The organism is Pseudomonas sp. 24 E 13 (assembly GCF_900004715.1).
GTDB lineage: Bacteria > Pseudomonadota > Gammaproteobacteria > Pseudomonadales > Pseudomonadaceae > Aquipseudomonas > Aquipseudomonas orientalis_A.
This window is the reverse complement of sequence record NZ_CVTO01000094.1, coordinates 22,920-43,846: the sequence shown is the minus strand read 5'-3', so window position 1 is coordinate 43,846 and position 20,927 is coordinate 22,920. Positions and strand designations below refer to the sequence as shown.

Here is a 20,927-nt window from a genome sequence, read left to right as displayed (position 1 = left end):
GATCAAGATCAAAAGCAGATCAAGAGCGACTCGCTTCGCATCGTGGTTACGGTTGAGCGCTACAGAGTTGCGTAGATACCTATGCCCCGATAGCGGTGGGTCAGCAGCACATAAGTGACTGACACACCGCCATCGGGGGCAAGCCCCCTCCCACAGTAGATTTTGGTGTGGCTTATTTTTTCAGCAGGGCCGAACACGCCGCCTTGTAAGCCTCGTGCTGATACTTGTTCAGCGTCGCGGGCAGGTCAAAGTTGTGCTTTTTGTTCTGCGCATTGATGGTTTGCGGTGACAAAAGCGTTACCTCCACCCCGTCCAGCAGTTGAAACACCCCTTCAATCTTGAATGTCGTCGGGCCACCGGCGAATTCGCCTTTCTTGCTGCGCTTCTTGATCGCGATACGGGTGATGGCGTTTGCCTGCACGAATGCCTTCACCTGTGCGGCGAAGGCCTTGACGTTGGCGGCCTCATCGTCGTCATCGAGGGCGATTTTCTTGGTGGCCAGGGCGACGTGGGTCAGCGCCTGGCTGTCCAGTGAAGCGAGGGCGATGATGGCTTCGCTGCCTTTGATTTCGATGCCGCAGAGGGTCATGAGTGGCCTTGGTTCAGATTGAAAGGGGTGGGGATTGTCGCTTATTCCTGCCCAATCGACTCCAAAAACTCCGACCGCTCGTCACTCATCCGCGCCAGGCAATCGTTGTGCGCAATCGCATAGGCCTTGGTGCCTGTGACCGCCGGGAAAGTGTCCACCGCACAATCGGCGTCGCGCAGTTTTTCCCATTTTTGCTGGGCGTCCTTCAGACGGGCGGTAATGTCCGCCAGTTTGGTCTTGTCGCTGCCATAGGTCGAACCCATGCGTTCGAGCAGCCCCTGATAGTTGTCCTTGAGCAATTGCTCGGCGGTGGTTTTGTTGTAGGTGGCGCATTCCAGGGTTTGCTGGTCGTTTTCGATGCCGTCGCACGGCGTGCTATCGGTGTCTTCGGCCGCGTGGACGCCGGTTGCGATGAGTGCCAAAGCCAGGAAAATCGATTTCATTGCGCCGTCTCATATCAGGTGATGCGGGAATTCTGGCTCAAGCGTAAGACAAAGAACAGCCGCCAGTCAGACCTCTCTTAACAGCCTTTGTCGTGGATTGACGCTTTCGGCAATTCCCCTGTCGTTTTTGCACCCGGCTCCGTCGGTCCCTGGGCATATGCTGGCCCCAAAGCGCCGGCAGACGATTCGGCGCATGAATCGCCAATAAGGGGACGCCTGATGAGCCCAGCCGAGTTGCACGCCGACAGCATCGTTATCGACGGTCTGATTATTGCCAAGTGGAACCGCGACCTGTTCGAAGACATGCGCAAAGGTGGCCTGACCGCCGCCAACTGCACGGTGTCGGTGTGGGAAGGCTTCCAGGCCACGATCAATAACATTGTTGCCAGCCAGACCCTGATCCGCGAGAACAGCGACCTGGTGATCCCGGTGAAAACCACCGCCGATATCCGCAAGGCCAAGGAGCAGGGCAAGACCGGCATTATCTTCGGCTTCCAGAATGCCCACGCGTTTGAAGACCAGCTCGGCTACGTCGAGATCTTCAAGCAGCTCGGCGTCGGGGTGGTGCAGATGTGCTACAACACCCAGAACCTGGTGGGCACCGGCTGCTACGAGCGTGATGGCGGCCTGTCGGGTTTCGGGCGTGAGATTGTCGGCGAGATGAACCGTGTCGGCATCATGTGCGACCTGTCCCACGTCGGTTCCAAGACCAGCGAAGAGGTCATCCTCGAATCGAAAAAGCCGGTGTGCTACTCCCACTGCCTGCCGTCCGGGCTTAAAGAGCACCCGCGCAACAAGTCCGATGAAGAACTCAAGTTCATCGCCGACCACGGCGGTTTTGTCGGCGTGACCATGTTCGCGCCGTTCCTGGCCAAGGGCATCGACTCGACCATCGACGACTACGCCGAAGCCATCGAATACACCATGAACATCGTCGGCGAAGACGCCATCGGTATCGGCACCGACTTCACCCAGGGCCATGGCCAGGATTTCTTTGAAATGCTGACCCATGACAAGGGCTATGCCCGTCGCCTGACCAGCTTCGGCAAGATCATCAACCCGCTGGGCATCCGCACCGTGGGCGAGTTCCCCAACCTGACCGAGACCCTGCTCAAGCGCGGCCACCCCGAACGCGTGGTACGCAAGATCATGGGCGAGAACTGGGTCAACGTCTTGAAGGACGTCTGGGGCGAATAAGCCAGACACCTATCGGCAACACCACCACGAATTTTTCTGGAGTTAAGTTTCCATGGCCAAGATCGCCCCGCAATTGCCTATCGAAGTCGACAGCGAAACCGGTGTCTGGACCTCCGACGCCCTGCCCATGCTGTACGTGCCGCGCCATTTCTTCGTCAACAACCACATGGGTATCGAAGAAGTACTGGGCGCCGACGCCTACGCCGAAATCCTCTACAAGGCCGGCTACAAATCCGCCTGGCACTGGTGTGAAAAAGAAGCCGAATGCCACGGCCTGGAAGGCGTCGCGGTGTTCGAGCATTACATGAAGCGCCTGTCGCAACGCGGCTGGGGCCTGTTCAAGATCCAGGACATCGACCTGGATAAAGGCACCGCCAGCGTCAAGCTTGAGCACTCGGCGTTCGTCTACGTGTACGGCAAGGTCGGGCGCAAAGTCGACTACATGTTCACCGGCTGGTTTGCCGGCGCCATGGACCAGATCCTGCAAGCGCGCGGCAGCAAAATCCGCACTGTGGCCGAACAAGTCTACGGAGGCTCCGAAGAGGGCCACGATGATGGCCTGTTCACCGTAAAACCGTTGTAAGCCGAGGACCGTGCCATGGCTTTCGAAGCAATGTTTGCGCCGATCCAGATCGGCAAACTGACCATCCGCAACCGCGTGCTCAGTACCGCCCACGCCGAGGTGTATGCCACCGACGGCGGCATGACCACCGACCGCTATGTGAAGTACTACGAAGAGAAAGCCAAGGGCGGTATCGGCCTGGCGATCTGCGGCGGCTCGTCGGTGGTGGCCATCGACAGCCCCCAGGAATGGTGGAGTTCGGTGAACCTGTCCACCGACCGCATCATCCCGCACTTCCAGAACCTGGCCGACGCCATGCACAAGCATGGCGCCAAGATCATGATCCAGATTACCCACATGGGCCGTCGTTCGCGTTGGGACGGCTTCAACTGGCCGACCCTGATGTCGCCGTCCGGCGTGCGTGAGCCGGTGCACCGCGCCACCTGCAAGACCATCGAGCCGGAAGAGATCTGGCGCGTGATCGGCAACTACGCCCAGGCTGCGCGCCGGGCCAAGGCCGGTGGCCTGGACGGGGTGGAACTGTCCGCCGTGCACCAGCACATGATTGACCAGTTCTGGAGCCCGCGGGTCAACAAGCGCACCGACGAATGGGGCGGCAGCTTCGAAGGCCGCATGAAGTTCGGCCTGGAAGTGCTCAAGGCCGTACGTGCCGAAGTGGGTGACGACTTCTGCGTGGGCATACGCCTGTGCGGTGACGAGTTCCACCCGGACGGTTTGTCCCACGAAGACATGAAGCAGATCGCCAAGTATTACGACGACACCGGCATGCTCGACTTCATCGGCGTGGTGGGCTCGGGGTGCGATACGCACAACACCCTGGCCAACGTGATCCCGAACATGAGTTACCCGCCGGAGCCGTTCCTGCACCTGGCGGCCGGTATCAAGGAAGTGGTCAAGGTCCCGGTGCTGCACGCGCAGAACATCAAGGACCCGAACCAGGCCACGCGCATCCTCGAAGGCGGCTATGTGGACATGGTCGGCATGACCCGTGCGCACATCGCCGATCCGCACCTGATCGCCAAGATCAAGATGGGCCAGATCGACCAGATCAAACAGTGCGTCGGCGCCAACTATTGCATCGACCGCCAGTACCAGGGCCTGGACGTGCTGTGCATCCAGAACGCCGCGACCTCCCGTGAATACATGGGCGTGCCGCATATCATCGAGAAGTCCACCGGGCCCAAGCGCAAGGTAGTCGTGGTGGGCGCAGGTCCTGCCGGTATGGAGGCTGCACGTGTCGCCGCCGAACGTGGCCACGACGTAACCCTGCTGGAGAAGAAAGAGTTTATCGGCGGGCAGATCACCACGGCATCGAAAGCGCCGCAGCGTGACCAGATCGCCGGTATCACGCGCTGGTATCAGTTGGAGCTGGCGCGCTTGAAAGTCGACCTGCGCCTGGGCGTGGCGGCGGATGCCGACACCATCCTCGACCTGCGCCCGGACGTGGTGGTGCTGGCCGTCGGTGGGCATCCGTTCATCGAGCAGAACGAACACTGGGGCGCTGCCGAAGGGTTGGTGGTGAGCAGTTGGGACGTGCTCGACGGCAAAGTCGCACCCGGCAAGAACGTCTTGGTGTACGACACCATCTGCGAATTCACCGGCATGTCGGTGGCGGATTTCCTTGCGGACAAAGGCTGCCAGGTCGAGATCGTCACCGACGATATCAAGCCGGGTGTGGCCATCGGCGGTACGTCGTTCCCGACTTACTACCGCAGCATGTACCCCAAGGAAGTGATCATGACCGGCGACATGATGCTGGAAAAGGTCTACCGCGAAGGCGACAAACTGGTGGCGGTGCTGGAGAACGAATACACCGGGGCCCAAGAGGAGCGGGTGGTGGACCAGGTGGTGATCGAAAACGGCGTGCGCCCGGACGAAGAAATTTACTACGCCCTCAAGCCAGGCTCGCGCAACAAGGGCCAGATGGACGTCGAAGCCCTGTTCGCGATCAAGCCGCAGCCGTGCCTGAGCGAGACGGGTGAGGGGTACTTGCTGTTCCGCATCGGTGACTGCGTGGCCCAGCGTAATACCCACGCTGCGATCTACGACGCCCTGCGCCTGTGCAAAGACTTTTGATGAGGTGAACGCGGTCAAATGTGGGAGAGGGCTTGCCCCCGATAGCGGTGGTTCAGCGACAGCTGTATCAACTGACACTCCGCCATCGGGGGCAAGCCCCCTCCCACATTCAAGGCCAGTTTCACAGTAGGCCTGTGTGGTCTTTGGGAGCTTCACCATGTTGAACACCTTGCTGCCTATTCTCTTGTTTGCCGCCCTGGGCCTCGCGGTCCTTGGTGCCTTGCGCCGGGCAAACATGTGGCGCCGTGGCCGCGCCTCCAAGGTCGACCTGCTTGGCGGCCTCTTGGCGATGCCCAAGCGCTACATGGTCGACCTGCACCACGTGGTCGCCCGCGACAAATACATTGCCAATACCCACGTCGCTACGGCGCTGGGGTTTGTGCTGTCGGCGTTGCTGGCAATCCTGGTGCATGGGTTCGGCCTGCAAAACCGTATCCTCGGTTACGCCTTGCTGCTGGCCTCGACCTTGATGTTTGTCGGCGCCATCTTCATGTACCTGCGCCGCCGCAATCCGCCTGCCCGCCTGTCCAAAGGCCCGTGGATGCGCCTGCCGAAAAGCCTGATGGCGTTTTCGGTGAGTTTCTTCCTCGTGACCCTGCCGGTCGCCGGGATTCTGCCCGCCGACTTCGGTGGCTGGCTGCTCGCTGCGCTGCTCGGCGTGGGCGTGCTGTGGGGCGTGTCCGAAATGTTCTTCGGCATGACCTGGGGCGGGCCGATGAAACATGCTTTCGCCGGCGCCCTGCACCTGGCCTGGCACCGCCGCGCCGATCGCTTTGGTGGCGGCCGTTCCACCGGTTTGAAACCGCTGGATCTGAGCGACAAGACCGCGCCACTGGGTGTGGAAAAACCCAGGGATTTTACCTGGAACCAATTGCTCGGCTTCGACGCCTGTGTGCAGTGCGGCAAGTGCGAAGCGGCGTGCCCGGCGTTCGCGGCCGGCCAGCCGTTGAATCCGAAAAAACTCATCCAGGACATGGTGGTCGGCCTGGCCGGTGGCACCGATGCCAAGTTCGCCGGCAGCCCGTACCCGGGCAAACCGATTGGTGAACACGCCGGCAACCCGCACCAGCCGATCGTCAACGGCCTGGTGGACGCCGAGACCCTGTGGTCGTGCACCACCTGCCGCGCCTGTGTGGAAGAGTGCCCGATGATGATCGAGCACGTCGACGCCATCGTCGACATGCGTCGCCACCTCACCCTGGAAAAAGGCGCCACGCCGAACAAGGGCGCCGAAGTCCTGGAAAACCTGATCGCCACCGACAACCCCGGCGGCTTCGCCCCCGGCGGTCGCCTGAACTGGGCGGCGGACCTGAACCTGCCGCTGCTCAGCGACAAGAGCAGCTGCGACGTGCTGTTCTGGGTCGGTGACGGTGCCTTCGACATGCGTAACCAGCGCACCCTGCGCGCGTTCGTCAAGGTGCTCAAGGCGGCAGGTGTGGATTTTGCGGTACTCGGTCTTGAAGAGCGCGACAGCGGCGACGTGGCGCGGCGCCTGGGCGATGAAGCGACGTTCCAACTGCTTGCCTCGCGCAATATCCAGACCCTGGCCAGGTACAGTTTCAAACGCATCGTCACCTGCGACCCGCACAGTTTCCACGTGCTGAAAAACGAGTACGGCGCCTTCAACGGCAACTACCTCGTGCAGCACCACAGCACCTTCATGGCCGAGTTGATCGGCGACGGCGCGCTGAACCTGGGCCAGCACAAAGGCACCAGCGTGACCTACCACGACCCGTGCTACCTGGGCCGCTACAACGGCGAATACGAGGCGCCGCGCCAAGTGCTGCGCGCGCTGGGCATCGAGGTCAAGGAGATGCAACGTTCGGGCTTCCGTTCGCGCTGCTGCGGCGGCGGCGGCGGAGCACCGATCACGGACATTCCCGGCAAGCAGCGTATCCCGGATATGCGCATGGACGACATCCGCGAAACCGGCGCCGAGCTGGTGGCCGTGGGTTGCCCGCAGTGCACCGCAATGCTCGAAGGCGTGGTCGAACCGCGCCCGCTGATCAAGGACATCGCCGAACTGGTGGCCGACGCGCTGCTTGAAGACGCCCTGCCTGCGAAGGCGCCCCCCAAACGTGAACCTGCGGAGGTGCACTGATGAGCGACATTATCCGCCGCGACCCACGGGCCGAATGGATCGCCCGCAATCGCCTGCACCCGCTGCATGCGGCGATGCAGCCGGTGCAACAGAGTTGGATGGGGCCTAACGGCGTCATCCGCAAGAATGTGCACGGTGTGGGGTTTATCGGCCCCAACGGCATCAAGCGCATCGACCGCAGCGGCGCGCAACAGGGCGGTGCGGCCAAGCGTACGGCGGCGGTGCAAGTGCAACTGCCGCTGCATCAGGTTGCGGCGCCGGCGTTCTACATCAACGTGGTGCCGGATATGGTCGGTGGCCGCTTGAGCAGCCACGACCGCGATGTGCTCGGCCTGGCCCGGCAACTGGCCGGCAATGACGGCGCGGTACTGGCCGTGGTGTTTGGTGAACACAAGGAAAATGCATTTGCCACAGCCGGCGTAGACCGCCTGCTGGTGCTGGATGGTCACGAATTCGACGGTTATTCACCGGAGCAACGCGTCCAGGGCCTGCGGGCTGTGGATAACCAGTTCAATGCGCGTCACTGGTTGCTGCCCGACAGCCGCAGCGGTGGCGGTGAACTGGGCCGCCGTTTCGCCGCCAGCCTCAGGGAACGCCCGGCCACGCGGGTGTGGCAGATCAAAGGCGAGTCGTGTATCGGACGCGCCGGCGCGGGCCAGGAAGATTTGGCGCGGCCGCTGCCACGCCTGATTCTCGCCGCCGTCGAGTGCGCCGATCCGGTCAGCGAGACGCGCCATGAAGTGTTGCCCGTGGAGTTATCCACAACCCTGGCACGCAGCCTGCCGCGTATCGAAGACCTTGGCGCGGTGGCAGTGGACCCGGCGGCGATTCCGATGGCCGAAGCCGAATTCATTTTCTCCGGCGGTAACGGCGTGAAGGATTGGACGCTGTTCCACCAGACCGCCGCCGCCCTGGGCGCCACCGAAGGCGCTTCACGGGTCGCGGTGGACGATGGCTTCATGGCGCGCGATCGCCAGGTCGGCGCCAGCGGCACCTGGGTCACGGCGCGGGTGTACGTGGCCGTGGGTATTTCCGGGGCGATCCAGCACCTGCAAGGCATCGGTGCCTGCGACAAGGTGGTGGCGATCAACCTCGACCCCGGCTGCGACATGATCAAGCGTGCCGACCTGTCGGTGATCGGCGAAAGCGCCGCGATTCTGCACGCCTTGATCGCTGCGGTCGAGGCCTACCGCAACGGCGCCAAGCGCGATGCAGCCTAGGGACATGACCATGAAAACCAATGTAATCAGCCTGGTATCCATCGGCGCCCATCCCACTTCCGGGCGCCCGCGCCGTGCCGAACAAGATGCGCGTGCCGTCGAGCTTGGCCTGCAAATGGCTGGGGATAAGTTGCAGGTGCTGCACGCCGGCGACATCAGCGAGCCGACCTTGCGCAGCTATCTGGGCATGGGATTGGCACAACTGCATGTGCTGGAACAGCCGGCCGGTGCCGATGCGTTGCCGGTGTTGAGCGACTATCTGCGCGACGCCGGCGCCCAGGTGGTGCTGACCGGCAGCCAGGCGGAAACCGGCGAGGGCTCGGGCATGCTGCCGTTCCTGTTGGCCGAGCAGCTGGGTTGGCCGCTGATTGTGGGGCTGGCTCAAGTCGAGTCCATCGACGCCGGCGTGGCCCATGTGCTGCAGGCGTTGCCACGCGGCCAGCGACGGCGCCTGAAGGTGCGCCTGCCGTTTCTGGCGACGGTGGATAACGCCGCTCCCAAGCCGCGCCAGAGTGCCTACGGCCCGGCGCAACGTGGTGAGCTTGCCGCCCACGACGTCGAGATTGAACAGGATGAGTTATTCACAGACGCGCTGCTGCAACCGGCCAAGCCTCGGCCCAAGCGCCTCAAGGTGATCAAGGCCAAGAGCGGCGCTGATCGCATGAAGGCCGCGACGGCCAAGGCCAGCGGGGGCGGTGGGCAGGTGCTCAAGGGTGTGAGTGCTGAAGAGGGCGCGCAGGCCATACTCAAATTGCTCATAGAAGAAGGCGTCGTACGCTGATTCCCTGTGGGATTACCCACAATCGCTGTTGATGCGCCTGTGGATAACCTGTTCGCGGTTGTCTACACCCCCGGCGCATCATGCCCTGCAGCCCTCTGTACGAAAAATAACCAGCCTAACTGGCGGTTTTTACTGGGGTTTTTCCCGGGTGGGCGTACAGACTTGCCCCCAAAGTCTGTTGGCGCTTCTGTGGATAAGATGTTCGCTGTCGGCTGGGGGCCTTATAGATAAAGGCTTTGCTCGATACGATCAAAATATGATCAATTGTCGTGTTTACCTCTCTAAACACCCCTGAATCCCCCGAGATATGCAGCTTTGAGGTGGTTTTCCACAGTGTGGGCAAAGTTGCCCCCAAAGTCTGTTGGTGCTTCTGTGGATAAGGTGTTCGCGTACCGCTGCAGGGCACGTAGTTCGAGGCTTTCAATGGGTTGATCAAAAAACGATCAGGCGCGTGTTAAATCCATGCATATGAATAAGTCACGGATTTTCCTGGTTTAATTTTGAAGGCGGCCGGCAGTTGCCCACAATTGCTGTGGGTGGCTTTGTGGATAAGTTGTTGGGTAACCGCTGAAGCGCCCAGCCGCAGGGGGCTTGACTACTGTTGGTCAAATTTTGAACAGCTCAGACTCTTAATGTGGGAGGGGGCTTGCCCCCGATAGCGGTGCATCAGCCCATGAAGTTGCCGGCTGAACCACTGCAATCGGGGGCAAGCCCCCTCCCACATTTTATCCACGGTGTGTCAGTTACTCGTGCGCGGCCACGCCCTTGAGGTAAGGCGCAGGCGCTGCCCCCAGGTTGTTGAGCATGCGCTCGCTGTACCAATCCACAAAATTCACTACACCGAATTCATAGGTCTTGGAGTACGGCCCCGGCTGGTAAGCGGTGGAGTTGATGCCGCGCTGGTTCTCTTCGGCCAAGCGCCGATCCTGGTCATTGGTGGCGTCCCACACCTGGCGCATGCGCTCCACGTCGTAGTCCACGCCTTCCACGGCGTCCTTGTGCACGATCCACTTGGTGGTGACCATGGTTTCCTGGGCGCTGATCGGCCACACGGTGAACACGATGATGTGGTCGCCCATGCAGTGGTTCCACGAGTGGGGCAGGTGCAGGATTCGCATCGAGCCCAGATCGGGATTTTTGATCCGGCCCATCAACTTGGCGCAGCCCTGCTTGCCGTCCAGGGTCATCGACACGGTGCCCTTGAGCAGCGGCATGCGCACGATGCGGTTACGCAGGCCGAAGCTGGCGTGGGCGTAAGGAATCTTCTCGGCATCCCAGGCGGCGGCGGAGGCGGCCACATGATCCTTGAACGCCTGGTCGGCGCGCGGGTCAGTGACGTCGTCCCACTCCAGCAGGGTTTTCAGCAGTTCCGGGTGCGACGCGTTGCAGTGGTAGCACTCGCGGTTGTTTTCCAGCACCAGTTTCCAGTTGGCTTTTTCGAACAAGGTGGTCTGGATCGCCACCTTGGTGTTTTCCATGTCGTAGGGTTCCATGTAGTGGTTCAGGGTCGACAGGAAGTCATCGATGGCCGGCGGATTCTCGGCCATGCTGATGAAGATGTAGCCGCCGGCGGTCTTCACGTTTACCGGTTTGAGGCCGTACTGCTTCATGTCGAAGTCGGCGCCCATCTCGGTACCGGCAAACAACAGGCGACCGTCCAGCTCGTAGGTCCACTGGTGGTAGTGGCACACGAGCTTGGCAACCTTGCCCTTGTCGCTGGTGCACAAGCGCGAACCACGGTGACGGCACACGTTGTGAAACGCATGCACCACGCCTTCGGCGCCACGGATCACGATGATCGGGTTCTTGCCCACTTGCAGGGTCAGGTAGTTGCCCTTGGTGGGGATTTCGCAGGTCATGCCGGCGATCAACCACTCTTTCTGGAAAATTTCCTGCATGTCGATATCGAACAGCCGCTCATCAGAGTAAAACGGCTGCGGCAGCGAATAGGTGCGTTCGCGCTCTTGCAGCATGTGCGCGGTGGCCTTGCGTGCGGGTTCCAGCGGATCGCCCAAGCTTAAGGTTGCGGTGACGTCCATCGTGTATGTCCTCATGGCCATTCTGTGTGGCCGGCGAATAGTGGCTGATCAGGTTTGCAGCAAGGCGTAAAGAACGCGTCTTTGTTGGGAGCGAGTGTGGGCCCGGCGTGGGGGCGAACCTTATCCATGGGCGACATGGCCCAATCTGATCCCGACGCGCAAGCCCCTGTCGTTGGGGGCTGGTCGCGGTAAGTATGTGAATGTCGCAGATAGGTAAATGGGCGATTCGCGCGTTACGCAGAATCGCCACCATAAGGCCGAGCCTCGGCGGTGGAGAACAACATGTCCAATAATTTCCTGAACCCGGTAACCACCCAGACCTGGGCCAATGGTCGGCACATCGTCCGTTGCGTCAAAGTCATCCAGGAAACCTGGGACGTGCGCACCTTCTGTTTCATGGCCGACCAGCCGATCCTGTTCTTTTTCAAGCCGGGGCAATTCGTCACCCTGGAGTTGGAGATCGAAGGCCAGCCGATCATGCGCTCGTACACCATTTCCAGTTCGCCGTCGGTGCCGTACAGCTTCTCGGTGACCATCAAGCGCGTGCCGGGCGGCCGCGTTTCCAACTGGTTGCACGATACGCTGCATGAAGGCCAGGAGCTGGCGGTGCACGGGCCGGTCGGGCTGTTCAATGCGATCGACTTCCCGAGCCCCAAAGTGCTGTATCTGAGCGGCGGCGTCGGCATCACGCCGGTGATGTCCATGGCGCGCTGGTTCTACGACACCAACGCCAATGTCGACATGACGTTCGTGCACAGCGCCCGTTCACCCAAGGACATCATCTACCACCGCGAGCTGGAACACATGGCGTCGCGGATCGACAACTTCAGCCTGCACCTGATCTGCGAGAAGCATGGTCTTGGGGAGCCCTGGGCCGGCTACCGTGGCTACCTGAACCACAAGATGCTGGAACTGATGGTGCCGGACTTCCTTGAGCGTGAAGTGTTCTGCTGCGGCCCGACGCCGTACATGAGCGCGGTGAAGCGCCTGCTGGAAGCCGCCGGTTTCGACATGACGCGCTATCACGAAGAGTCCTTTGGCGCGACGCCAGCGGAAGCGCGGGCCGACGCAGTGGAGCAGGCCGAACAAGCGGCGGATGCGCCGGAAGTCGACCTGGCGGACCTGCACCAGGTGGAATTCATCGCATCGGGCAAAAGCATTCGGGTGGCCCCCGGCGAGACTGTCCACGCGGCAGCTGCCAAGCTGGGTCTGTTGATCCCCAAAGCCTGCGGCATGGGCATCTGCGGCACGTGCAAGGTGATGAAGCTGGGCGGGGAGGTCGAGATGGAGCACAACGGCGGGATTACTGAAGAGGATGAAGCCGAGGGTTATATCCTGTCGTGCTGCAGTGTGCCGAAGGGCGATGTGCGTATCGAGTTCTGACAGCCGATCGTTCCCACGCGGAGCGTGGGAACGATCGGAGTGAAGGGTTACTGGGCGTAGATGTGTACGACGAAGTGCTGGCCTGAGGCTGTCAGTTCATAGACTTTGTCGTAGATCCTCAGCGTCCTCGATGGCTCGCGGATGGTGTCGCCGACCTTTGCGTATTTCCTGAACTCGTCCCAGTCGATAACGGTGGTGCTGGTAGTGTTGTCGCCTTGCACCAGGCTATTGACGTTGCTTTGATATTCCATGATTGAGCTCTCCATTGGATTTGCAGCCGACTATTCGGCAGGCAATAAACCCGGAAGGTGGCAGTGATCGCTGCGTTTTCCTTGCGGGTTCCAAGAGGCTAGACAATGAAATTCGAGTGCGCTGCTGTCAGAAATATCAAAAAACAGACTCGGCAATCGGCCAGCACGCACCGTTCTGATTTCTACTTCAAGCGTTCATCACTTCCCTGATGTCGGCCGCCAATTCTCTTACACGCTCTTCTTCGGTATCCCACGCACACATGAAGCGCGCGCCGCCTTTGCCGATGAAGGTGTAGAAGCGCCAGCCCTTGGCCGTCAAGGCTGCGATAGCCGGTTCCGAGAGTTGCAGGAACACGCCGTTGGCCTGCACCGGGAACATCAGTTCCACGCCGGGAATGTCCGCCACCAGGCTGCTGAGCAATTGCGCGCAGTGGTTGGCGTGGCGAGCATGCTTGAGCCAGGCGTCGTTTTCGAGCAGGCCCACCCATGGCGCGGACAGGAAGCGCATTTTCGACGCGAGCTGGCCGGCCTGTTTGCAGCGGTAGTCGAAGTCTTCGGCCAGCTTATGGTTGAAGAACAGGATCGCTTCGCCCACCGCCATGCCGTTCTTGGTGCCGCCGAAGCACAGCACGTCCACGCCGGCCTTCCAGGTCAGGTCGGCCGGTGAGCAGCCCAGAAACGCACAGGCGTTGGAGAAGCGCGCGCCGTCCATGTGCAGGTTCAGGCCCAGCTCTTTGCAGGTGGCGCTGATGGCGCGGATTTCTTCCGGGGTGTAGACGCTGCCGACTTCGGTGGCCTGGGTGAGGGTGACCACGCGCGGTTTCGGGTAGTGAATGTCCTGGCGCTTGAGGGCGATTTCGCGGATCGACTCCGGCGTCAGCTTGCCGTTTTCGGTGCGTGCAGTGAGCAGCTTGGAGCCGTTGGAGAAAAACTCCGGCGCGCCGCACTCATCGGTCTCGACGTGGGCGGTTTCCGAGCAAATCACGCTATGGTAGCTCTGGCACAGCGAAGACAGCGCCAGGGAGTTGGCGGCGGTGCCGTTGAAGGCGAAGAACACTTCGCAGTCGGTTTCGAACAGATTGCGGAAACCGTCGGCGGCGCGGTGGGTCCACTCATCATCGCCATAGGCACGTTGATGGCCCTGGTTGGCTTGTTCCATGGCGGCCCAGGCTTCCGGGCAGATGCCGGAATAGTTGTCGCTGGCGAATTGTTGGCTCTTGTCGGTCATGGCCCATTCCTGTGGTCGATGTTGGTGCGCACTTTAACCAAGATTGGGAGGGAGGCGCACGCACTGTAAATGCAAAGTCGGTGGGGAATTATGCACGGTACTGACACCTTGCCTGTCGGACATGTCCGAGATGGCGCTTTGGACCTGCTCAAGTGGCTGGCGCTGCTGAGCATGGTGCTGGATCACCTGCGCTATGTGGGCCTGAGCCTCGATGGCTTGTATGTGCCCGGGCGCCTGGCGTTCCCATGGTTTTGCCTGGCGATTGCAGCGAATCTGCACCGGGTTCGACATGCCCCGGTGACCGGCCACTGGCGCTACTTGGGTTGGTTGTTGCTGTTCAGCGTGATCAGCGAAGTGCCGTATCGGATGTTCATCGAGGATGCCGATACCTTGAACGTATTGCCGACCCTGGCGCTGGGCCTGCTGGTTGCCCGAGGATGGCAGCACAAGGCGGTGGTTGATCGAGGATTGGCGCTGATCGCTCTCACAATAGCGGCCGTGTTTTCAACCCAGCTGATGTTCGGTTTCTTTGGTGTATTGCTGCCGTTGGCGATGCTGCTGGTGTTTCGCCGGCCCTGGTATTTCAGCGTGGTGCCGGGTTTGGTCTGCGTCGCCGCCAATCAATGGCAGATTCTGCTCAATAGCGGCAGCCTAGTGGCGATGCTTGGGTTGGCGACGTGTCTGATTGCGCCGCTGGCAGGATTGGTCTTATTGCGACACGCCAGAAATCTCTCTCCACCGGCCATGCGCCGTTGGGCCTATGCCCTTTATCCCCTGCACTTCCTCCTGCTGTTACTCCTTCGCAAACTCATCGCCTAACCCATGTAGGAGCGAGCTTGCTCGCGAAAAAACGTCAACGATAACGCGCGCTGCCTGATTGAGCGTGGCGCCCTCAGGGTTTTCGCGAGCAAGCTCGCACCTACAGTTTGTCGGCCCTCAGTTAGCATTTGCTCAGGCCATGTCGTAAACGCACCTTTGCGTGGCGTGCGCAGGCATTTGGCCCGCACGCGCCAGCCCTACCATCGCATCAAAGGGCCCTGCGAGGGCCTCAACAATACGAAAGGCTGGGAGAGACGCGATGTTCAGCAAACAAGACCAGATCCAGGGATATGACGACGCACTGCTGGCGGCGATGAATGCCGAGGAGCAGCGTCAGGAAGACCATATCGAGCTGATCGCGTCGGAGAACTACACCAGCAAACGTGTGATGGAAGCGCAAGGCAGCGGCCTCACCAACAAATACGCCGAAGGTTACCCGGGCAAGCGTTACTACGGTGGCTGCGAGCATGTGGACAAGGTCGAGGCCCTGGCCATCGAGCGTGCCAAGCAACTGTTCGGTGCCGATTACGCCAACGTGCAACCGCACTCCGGTTCGTCCGCCAACAGCGCGGTGTACCTGGCGCTGATCAATGCCGGCGACACGATCCTGGGCATGAGCCTGGCCCACGGCGGCCACCTGACTCACGGCGCCAAAGTGTCGTCCTCGGGCAAGCTGTACAACGCGGTGCAATACGGCATCAACACCGACACCGGCCTGATCGACTACGACGAAGTCGAGCGCCTGGCCGTGGAGCACCAGCCGAAAATGGTCGTGGCCGGTTTCTCCGCCTACTCCAAGACCCTGGATTTCCCACGCTTCCGTCAGATTGCCGACAAGGTGGGCGCGCTGTTGTTCGTCGACATGGCCCACGTCGCCGGTCTGGTTGCCGCCGGTCTGTACCCGAACCCGCTGCCCTACGCCGACGTGGTCACCACCACCACCCATAAGACCCTGCGCGGTCCGCGTGGCGGCCTGATCCTGGCTAAGGCCAACGAAGCCATCGAGAAAAAACTCAACGCTGCCGTATTCCCCGGCGCCCAGGGCGGCCCGCTGATGCATGTGATCGCCGGCAAGGCGGTGTGCTTCAAGGAAGCGCTGGAGCCCGGCTTCAAGGCGTATCAGCAGCAGGTGATCGACAACGCCCAGGCGATGGCCGAGGTGTTCATCAAGCGCGGCTACGACGTGGTCTCCGGTGGCACCGATAACCATTTGTTCCTGGTCAGCCTGATCCGTCAGGGCCTCACCGGCAAAGAGGCGGACGCCGCCCTCGGTCGCGCCCACATCACCGTCAACAAGAACGCCGTGCCCAATGACCCGCAGTCGCCCTTCGTGACCTCGGGCCTGCGTATCGGCACCCCGGCGGTGACCACCCGTGGTTTCAAGGTGCCGCAGTGCGTCGAGTTGGCTGGTTGGATCTGCGACATCCTCGACAACCTCGGCGACGCCGACGTCGAGGCCAACGTGGCCAAGCACGTGTCTGCCCTGTGCGCTGATTTCCCGGTTTATCGCTGAGCGCGGTTTTGGAGTAATGACTATGCAACGCTACTCAGGCTTCGGCCTCTTCAAGCACTCCCTCAGCCATCACGAAAACTGGCAGAAGATGTGGCGCACGCCGACCCCGAAAAAGGTCTACGACGTGGTCATCGTCGGCGGCGGCGGGCATGGTCTGGCGACCGCCTACTACCTGGCTAAAGAGCACGGCATCACCAATGTGGCCGTGGTCGAGAAAGGTTGGCTGGGCGGCGGTAACACCGCGCGCAACACCACCATCGTGCGTTCCAACTACCTGTGGGACGAGTCGGCGCACCTGTACGAACACGCGATGAAACTCTGGGAAGGTTTGTCCCAGGACCTGAACTACAACGTGATGTTCTCCCAGCGCGGCGTGTACAACCTGTGTCACACCCTGCAGGACATCCGTGATTCCGAGCGCCGCGTCAGCGCCAACCGCCTCAACGGCGTGGACGGCGAACTGCTCAATGCCAAGCAAGTGGCCGACGAGATTCCGTACCTGGACTGCTCGAAGAACACCCGCTACCCGGTGCTCGGCGCCACTGTGCAACGTCGCGGCGGCGTGGCCCGTCACGATGCCGTGGCCTGGGGCTTTGCCCGCGCCGCCGACGCACTCGGCGTGGACTTGATCCAGCAGACCGAAGTGATCGGCTTTCGCAAGGAAAACGGCGTGTGCATCGGCGTGGAAACCAACAAGGGCTTTATCGGCGCCAAGCGCGTCGGTGTGGTGACCGCCGGTAACTCCGGGCACATGGCTTCGCTGGCCGGTTTCCGCCTGCCGATCGAATCCCATCCACTGCAAGCACTGGTATCGGAGCCGATCAAGCCGATTATCGACAGCGTGATCATGTCCAACGCCGTGCACGGTTACATCAGCCAGTCCGACAAGGGCGACCTGGTGATCGGCGCCGGTATCGACGGCTACAACGGCTACGGCCAGCGCGGCTCGTACCCGGTGATCGAACACACCATCCAGGCCATCGTCGAGATGTTCCCGGTGCTCTCACGCGTGCGCATGAACCGCCAGTGGGGCGGCATCGTCGACACCACGCCGGACGCGTGCCCGATCATCTCCAAGACCCCGGTCCCGAACATGTTCTTCAACTGCGGGTGGGGCACCGGTGGCTTCAAGGCCACGCCGGGCTCAGGCAACGTGTTTGCCGCGAGCCTGGCCAAGGGTGAAATGCACCCGCTGGCCGCACCTTTCTCCATCGACCGTTTCCACAACGGTGCGCTGATCGACGAACACGGCGCTGCGGCCGTCGCCCACTAACAGGAGAACCACCTCATGTTGCATATCTTCTGTCCTCACTGTGGCGAACTGCGCTCCGAAGAGGAATTCCACGCGTCCGGCCAAGCGCACATCCCGCGCCCGCTGGACCCGAATGCCTGCACCGACGCCGAGTGGGGCGACTACATGTTCTTTCGCGACAACCCCCGTGGCCTGCACCACGAACTGTGGATTCACGCTGCCGGTTGCCGCCAGTATTTCAACGCCACCCGCGACACTGTGACCTACGAAATTCTTGAAACCTACAAGATCGGTGAGAAGCCTCAGTTCACCGCCAAGGCCTCTGGAGAGAAGGTATGAGCCAGATCAATCGCCTGTCCAACGGTGGCCGGATCGACCGCAATAAAGTCCTGACCTTCACGTTCAACGGCCAGAGCTACAAAGGCTTTGAAGGTGACACCCTGGCCGCCGCCCTGCTGGCCAACGGCGTCGATATCATCGGCCGCAGCTTCAAATACTCGCGCCCGCGCGGCATCTTTGCCGCCGGTGCCGAAGAGCCGAACGCGGTGCTGCAGATCGGCGCCACCGAAGCCACCCAGATCCCCAACGTGCGCGCCACGCAACAGGCGCTGTACCAGGGCTTGGTCGCCACCAGCACCAACGGCTGGCCGAGCGTCAACAACGACATGATGGGCATTCTTGGCAAGGTCGGCGGCAAGCTGATGCCGCCGGGTTTCTACTACAAAACCTTCATGTACCCGCAATCGTTCTGGATGACCTACGAGAAGTACATCCGCAAGGCAGCCGGCCTTGGCCGCTCGCCGACCGAGAACGACCCGGACACCTACGACAACTTCAACCGTCATTGCGACGTACTGGTGGTCGGCGCAGGCCCTGCCGGTCTCGCCGCAGCACTGGCGGCTGCGCGCAGCGGTGCGCGGGTGATCATCGCCGATGAGCAGGAAGAGTTCGGGGGTTCGCTGCTCGATTCCCGCGAAAGCCTCGACGGCAAGCCTGCCACCGAATGGGTTGCCAGCGTCCTCGCTGAACTCAAAGCCCTGCCGGACGTGGTGCTGCTGCCCCGCGCCACCGTCAACGGCTACCACGACCATAACTTCCTGACCATTCACGAGCGCCTCACCGACCACCTTGGCGACCGCGCGCCGATTGGCGTGGTGCGCCAGCGTATCCACCGTGTGCGTGCCAAGCGTGTGGTGCTGGCCACCGGTGCGTGCGAGCGCCCGCTGGTGTACGGCAACAACGACGTGCCGGGCAACATGCTGGCCGGTGCGGTCTCTACCTACGTGCGTCGCTACGGCGTGGCACCGGGCAAGAAACTGGTGCTGTCGACCAACAACGACCACGCCTACCGCGTTGCGCTGGACTGGCTCGATGCGGGTCTGCAAGTGGTTGCGGTGGCTGATGTGCGCCACAACCCACGCGGTGCCCTGGTTGAAGAGGCTCGCGCCAAGGGCATTCGTATCCTCACCGGCAGCGCCGTGGTCGAAGCCCGTGGCACCAAGCGTGTGAGCGCTGCGCGAGTGGCTGCGATCGATGTTAAAGCCCATAAAGTCACCAGCCCCGGCGAGTGGCTGGACTGCGACCTGGTGGCCAGCTCCGGCGGCTACAGCCCGGTGGTCCACCTGGCTTCGCACCTGGGCGGCAAGCCGACCTGGCGTGAAGATATCCTCGGTTTTGTGCCGGGCGAAGCGCCGCAAAAACGCGTGTGCGTCGGTGGTATCAACGGCGTCTACGGCCTCGGTGATTCCCTGGCCGACGGTTTTGAAGGCGGCGTGCGCGCGGCCAGCGAAGCCGGTTTCGCCCCGGTTGAAGGCGTGCTGCCTAAAGCCCTGAGCCGCCTTGAAGAACCGACCCTGGCGCTGTTCCAGGTGCCTCACGAAAAAGCCACTGCTCGGGCGCCGAAGCAATTCGTCGACCTGCAGAACGATGTCACCGCCGCCGCCATCGAACTGGCGACCCGCGAAGGTTTCGAGTCGGTCGAGCACGTCAAGCGCTACACCGCATTGGGCTTTGGCACCGACCAGGGCAAGCTGGGTAACGTCAACGGTTTGGCCATCGCGGCGCGTTCGCTGAACGTGACCATCCCGCAGATGGGCACCACCATGTTCCGCCCCAACTACACGCCGGTGACGTTCGGTGCGATAGCGGGCCGTCACTGTGGGCACATCTTCGAGCCGGTGCGCTACACCGCGCTGCAAGCCTGGCACGTGAAAAACGGCGCCGAATTCGAGGACGTCGGCCAGTGGAAACGCCCATGGTACTTCCCGCGTAATGGTGAAGACCTGCACGCCGCCGTGAAGCGCGAATGCCTGGCCGTGCGCGACAGCGTCGGCCTGCTGGATGCGTCCACCCTCGGCAAAATCGATATCCAGGGCCCGGACGCGCGTGAGTTCCTCAACCGCATCTACAGCAACGCCTGGACCAAGCTGGACGTGGGCAAGGCGCGCTACGGCCTGATGTGCAAGGAAGACGGCATGGTCTTCGATGACGGCGTGACTGCCTGCCTCGCCGACAACCACTTCCTGATGACCACCACCACCGGCGGCGCCGCCCGCGTACTGCAGTGGCTGGAAATCTACCAGCAGACCGAATGGCCGGACCTCAAGGTGTATTTCACCTCGGTCACCGACCACTGGGCGACCATGACCCTGTCCGGCCCCAACAGCCGCAAGCTGCTGGCGGAAGTGACTGATATCGACCTGGACAAGGACGGCTTCCCGTTCATGACCTGGAAGGAGGGCCTGGTCGGCGGCGTACCGGCGCGGGTGTTCCGTATCTCGTTTACCGGCGAGCTGTCGTATGAAGTCAACGTGCAGGCCGACTACGCCATGGGCGTGCTGGAAAAGATCGTCGAGGCCGGCAAAAAGTACAACCTGACCCCGTACGGCACCGAAACCATGCACGTCCTGCGTGCCGAGAAGGGCTTCATCATCGTCGGCCAGGACACTGATGGCTCGATGACCCCTGACGACCTGAACATGGGCTGGTGCGTGGGCCGTACCAAACCGTTCTCGTGGATCGGCTGGCGTGGGATGAACCGCGAAGATTGCGTGCGTGAAGAGCGCAAGCAACTGGTGGGCTTGAAGCCGATCGATCCGAATGTGTGGCTGCCGGAAGGCGCGCAGTTGGTGTTCGATCCGAAGCAGACGATTCCGATGAAAATGGTCGGCCACGTGACTTCAAGCTATGCGCACAACTCCCTGGGTTATTCGTTTGCCATGGGCGTGGTGAAAGGTGGCTTGAAGCGCATCGGCGAGCGGGTGTTCTCGCCGCAGGCCGATGGCAGTGTGATCGAGGCGGAGATTGTGTCTTCGGTGTTCTTTGACCCCAAGGGTGATCGGCAGAACATTTGAGTCGCCTGCATCGGGGGCAAGCCCCCTCCCACATGTTGAAATGCATTCCCCTGTGGGAGGGGGCTTGCCCCCGATGAGGCCATCAGCCTCACAACAGAA

General features: G+C 61.6%; 17 protein-coding genes. 12 read left to right on the top strand and 5 right to left on the bottom strand.

The window, feature by feature from the left end:
• Nucleotides 1-172: 172 nt before the first annotated feature.
• Both BFP90_RS06580 and BFP90_RS06575 read right to left on the bottom strand, forming a co-directional pair.
• Nucleotides 173-589 (bottom strand): DUF3010 family protein, encoded by a 417-nt coding sequence (locus BFP90_RS06580; RefSeq protein WP_065896291.1) that lies wholly within the window; start codon nucleotides 587-589, stop codon nucleotides 173-175.
• Between the two features lie 41 nt (nucleotides 590-630).
• A complete protein-coding gene (locus BFP90_RS06575) occupies nucleotides 631-1,032 on the bottom strand; it encodes a lysozyme inhibitor LprI family protein (RefSeq protein ID WP_065885435.1) in 402 nt (133 codons plus the stop codon).
• Nucleotides 1,033-1,251: 219 nt separating this feature from the next.
• Between BFP90_RS06575 and BFP90_RS06570 the strand changes: the two genes are divergently transcribed.
• From BFP90_RS06570 to BFP90_RS06545, 6 genes are all read left to right on the top strand, one after another.
• Nucleotides 1,252-2,229 (top strand): dipeptidase, encoded by a 978-nt coding sequence (locus BFP90_RS06570; RefSeq protein WP_065885436.1) that lies wholly within the window; start codon nucleotides 1,252-1,254, stop codon nucleotides 2,227-2,229.
• A gap of 52 nt (nucleotides 2,230-2,281) precedes the next feature.
• On the top strand, nucleotides 2,282-2,812 hold the full coding sequence (locus BFP90_RS06565) for a DUF5943 domain-containing protein (RefSeq protein WP_008033249.1): 531 nt from the start codon (nucleotides 2,282-2,284) through the stop codon (nucleotides 2,810-2,812).
• Between the two features lie 15 nt (nucleotides 2,813-2,827).
• On the top strand, nucleotides 2,828-4,888 hold the full coding sequence (gene dgcA / locus BFP90_RS06560) for a dimethylglycine demethylation protein DgcA (RefSeq protein ID WP_065896290.1): 2,061 nt from the start codon (nucleotides 2,828-2,830) through the stop codon (nucleotides 4,886-4,888).
• Between the two features lie 157 nt (nucleotides 4,889-5,045).
• Complete coding sequence (dgcB, locus tag BFP90_RS06555; RefSeq protein WP_065896289.1) at nucleotides 5,046-6,989, top strand: dimethylglycine demethylation protein DgcB; 1,944 nt, start codon at nucleotides 5,046-5,048, stop codon at nucleotides 6,987-6,989.
• Nucleotides 6,989-8,209, top strand: a complete 1,221-nt coding sequence (locus tag BFP90_RS06550) for an electron transfer flavoprotein subunit alpha (protein WP_065896288.1) — start codon at nucleotides 6,989-6,991, stop codon at nucleotides 8,207-8,209. Before dgcB ends, BFP90_RS06550 begins: the two co-directional genes overlap by 1 nt.
• A gap of 10 nt (nucleotides 8,210-8,219) precedes the next feature.
• Nucleotides 8,220-8,990 (top strand): electron transfer flavoprotein subunit beta, encoded by a 771-nt coding sequence (locus tag BFP90_RS06545; RefSeq protein ID WP_065896287.1) that lies wholly within the window; start codon nucleotides 8,220-8,222, stop codon nucleotides 8,988-8,990.
• 743 nt (nucleotides 8,991-9,733) lie between these two features.
• Here BFP90_RS06545 and gbcA read toward each other — a convergent pair.
• Complete coding sequence (gene gbcA, locus BFP90_RS06540; protein WP_065885441.1) at nucleotides 9,734-11,029, bottom strand: glycine-betaine demethylase subunit GbcA; 1,296 nt, start codon at nucleotides 11,027-11,029, stop codon at nucleotides 9,734-9,736.
• Between the two features lie 282 nt (nucleotides 11,030-11,311).
• On the opposite strand from gbcA, the gene gbcB reads away from it, so the two are divergent.
• Nucleotides 11,312-12,412 (top strand): glycine-betaine demethylase subunit GbcB, encoded by a 1,101-nt coding sequence (gbcB, locus tag BFP90_RS06535; RefSeq protein ID WP_065885442.1) that lies wholly within the window; start codon nucleotides 11,312-11,314, stop codon nucleotides 12,410-12,412.
• Between the two features lie 47 nt (nucleotides 12,413-12,459).
• Here the strand turns inward: gbcB and BFP90_RS06530 are convergent, their stop codons facing one another.
• Nucleotides 12,460-12,663 carry a hypothetical protein gene (locus tag BFP90_RS06530; protein WP_065896286.1) on the bottom strand — a complete coding sequence of 68 codons (204 nt, stop codon included), beginning with the start codon at nucleotides 12,661-12,663 and terminating at the stop codon, nucleotides 12,460-12,462.
• Between the two features lie 187 nt (nucleotides 12,664-12,850).
• Nucleotides 12,851-13,891 carry a threonine aldolase family protein gene (locus BFP90_RS06525; protein ID WP_057723604.1) on the bottom strand — a complete coding sequence of 347 codons (1,041 nt, stop codon included), beginning with the start codon at nucleotides 13,889-13,891 and terminating at the stop codon, nucleotides 12,851-12,853.
• Nucleotides 13,892-13,981: 90 nt separating this feature from the next.
• Between BFP90_RS06525 and BFP90_RS06520 the strand changes: the two genes are divergently transcribed.
• The 5 genes from BFP90_RS06520 to BFP90_RS06500 all read left to right on the top strand — a co-directional run bounded on the left by BFP90_RS06520 (nucleotide 13,982) and on the right by BFP90_RS06500 (nucleotide 20,828).
• The gene (locus BFP90_RS06520) at nucleotides 13,982-14,710 is read left to right on the top strand and encodes a TraX family protein (protein WP_065896285.1); all 729 of its coding nucleotides are present in this window, start codon (nucleotides 13,982-13,984) and stop codon (nucleotides 14,708-14,710) included.
• Between the two features lie 259 nt (nucleotides 14,711-14,969).
• Nucleotides 14,970-16,223 carry a serine hydroxymethyltransferase gene (gene glyA, locus BFP90_RS06515; RefSeq protein WP_065896284.1) on the top strand — a complete coding sequence of 418 codons (1,254 nt, stop codon included), beginning with the start codon at nucleotides 14,970-14,972 and terminating at the stop codon, nucleotides 16,221-16,223.
• Between the two features lie 22 nt (nucleotides 16,224-16,245).
• Nucleotides 16,246-17,496 (top strand): sarcosine oxidase subunit beta, encoded by a 1,251-nt coding sequence (locus BFP90_RS06510; RefSeq protein WP_010207084.1) that lies wholly within the window; start codon nucleotides 16,246-16,248, stop codon nucleotides 17,494-17,496.
• Nucleotides 17,497-17,511: 15 nt separating this feature from the next.
• Nucleotides 17,512-17,814, top strand: a complete 303-nt coding sequence (locus BFP90_RS06505) for a sarcosine oxidase subunit delta (protein ID WP_065885450.1) — start codon at nucleotides 17,512-17,514, stop codon at nucleotides 17,812-17,814.
• Nucleotides 17,811-20,828, top strand: coding sequence for a sarcosine oxidase subunit alpha (locus tag BFP90_RS06500; RefSeq protein ID WP_065892463.1), 3,018 nt, complete (start codon nucleotides 17,811-17,813; stop codon nucleotides 20,826-20,828). The genes BFP90_RS06505 and BFP90_RS06500 overlap by 4 nt, the downstream gene beginning before the upstream one ends.
• Nucleotides 20,829-20,927: the final 99 nt, after the last annotated feature.

Coding starts and splice junctions, on each gene's coding strand:
- BFP90_RS06545 (WP_065896287.1), top strand. CDS start 8,220: ATGAAAACCAATGTAATCAGCCTGGTATCCATCGGCGCCCATCCCACT.
- BFP90_RS06500 (WP_065892463.1), top strand. CDS start 17,811: ATGAGCCAGATCAATCGCCTGTCCAACGGTGGCCGGATCGACCGCAAT.
- dgcA (WP_065896290.1), top strand. CDS start 2,828: ATGGCTTTCGAAGCAATGTTTGCGCCGATCCAGATCGGCAAACTGACC.
- gbcA (WP_065885441.1), bottom strand. CDS start 11,029: ATGGACGTCACCGCAACCTTAAGCTTGGGCGATCCGCTGGAACCCGCA.
- BFP90_RS06530 (WP_065896286.1), bottom strand. CDS start 12,663: ATGGAATATCAAAGCAACGTCAATAGCCTGGTGCAAGGCGACAACACT.
- BFP90_RS06550 (WP_065896288.1), top strand. CDS start 6,989: ATGAGCGACATTATCCGCCGCGACCCACGGGCCGAATGGATCGCCCGC.
- BFP90_RS06520 (WP_065896285.1), top strand. CDS start 13,982: ATGCACGGTACTGACACCTTGCCTGTCGGACATGTCCGAGATGGCGCT.
- BFP90_RS06505 (WP_065885450.1), top strand. CDS start 17,512: ATGTTGCATATCTTCTGTCCTCACTGTGGCGAACTGCGCTCCGAAGAG.
- BFP90_RS06565 (WP_008033249.1), top strand. CDS start 2,282: ATGGCCAAGATCGCCCCGCAATTGCCTATCGAAGTCGACAGCGAAACC.
- BFP90_RS06575 (WP_065885435.1), bottom strand. CDS start 1,032: ATGAAATCGATTTTCCTGGCTTTGGCACTCATCGCAACCGGCGTCCAC.
- glyA (WP_065896284.1), top strand. CDS start 14,970: ATGTTCAGCAAACAAGACCAGATCCAGGGATATGACGACGCACTGCTG.
- BFP90_RS06580 (WP_065896291.1), bottom strand. CDS start 589: ATGACCCTCTGCGGCATCGAAATCAAAGGCAGCGAAGCCATCATCGCC.
- gbcB (WP_065885442.1), top strand. CDS start 11,312: ATGTCCAATAATTTCCTGAACCCGGTAACCACCCAGACCTGGGCCAAT.
- BFP90_RS06570 (WP_065885436.1), top strand. CDS start 1,252: ATGAGCCCAGCCGAGTTGCACGCCGACAGCATCGTTATCGACGGTCTG.
- BFP90_RS06525 (WP_057723604.1), bottom strand. CDS start 13,891: ATGACCGACAAGAGCCAACAATTCGCCAGCGACAACTATTCCGGCATC.
- BFP90_RS06510 (WP_010207084.1), top strand. CDS start 16,246: ATGCAACGCTACTCAGGCTTCGGCCTCTTCAAGCACTCCCTCAGCCAT.
- dgcB (WP_065896289.1), top strand. CDS start 5,046: ATGTTGAACACCTTGCTGCCTATTCTCTTGTTTGCCGCCCTGGGCCTC.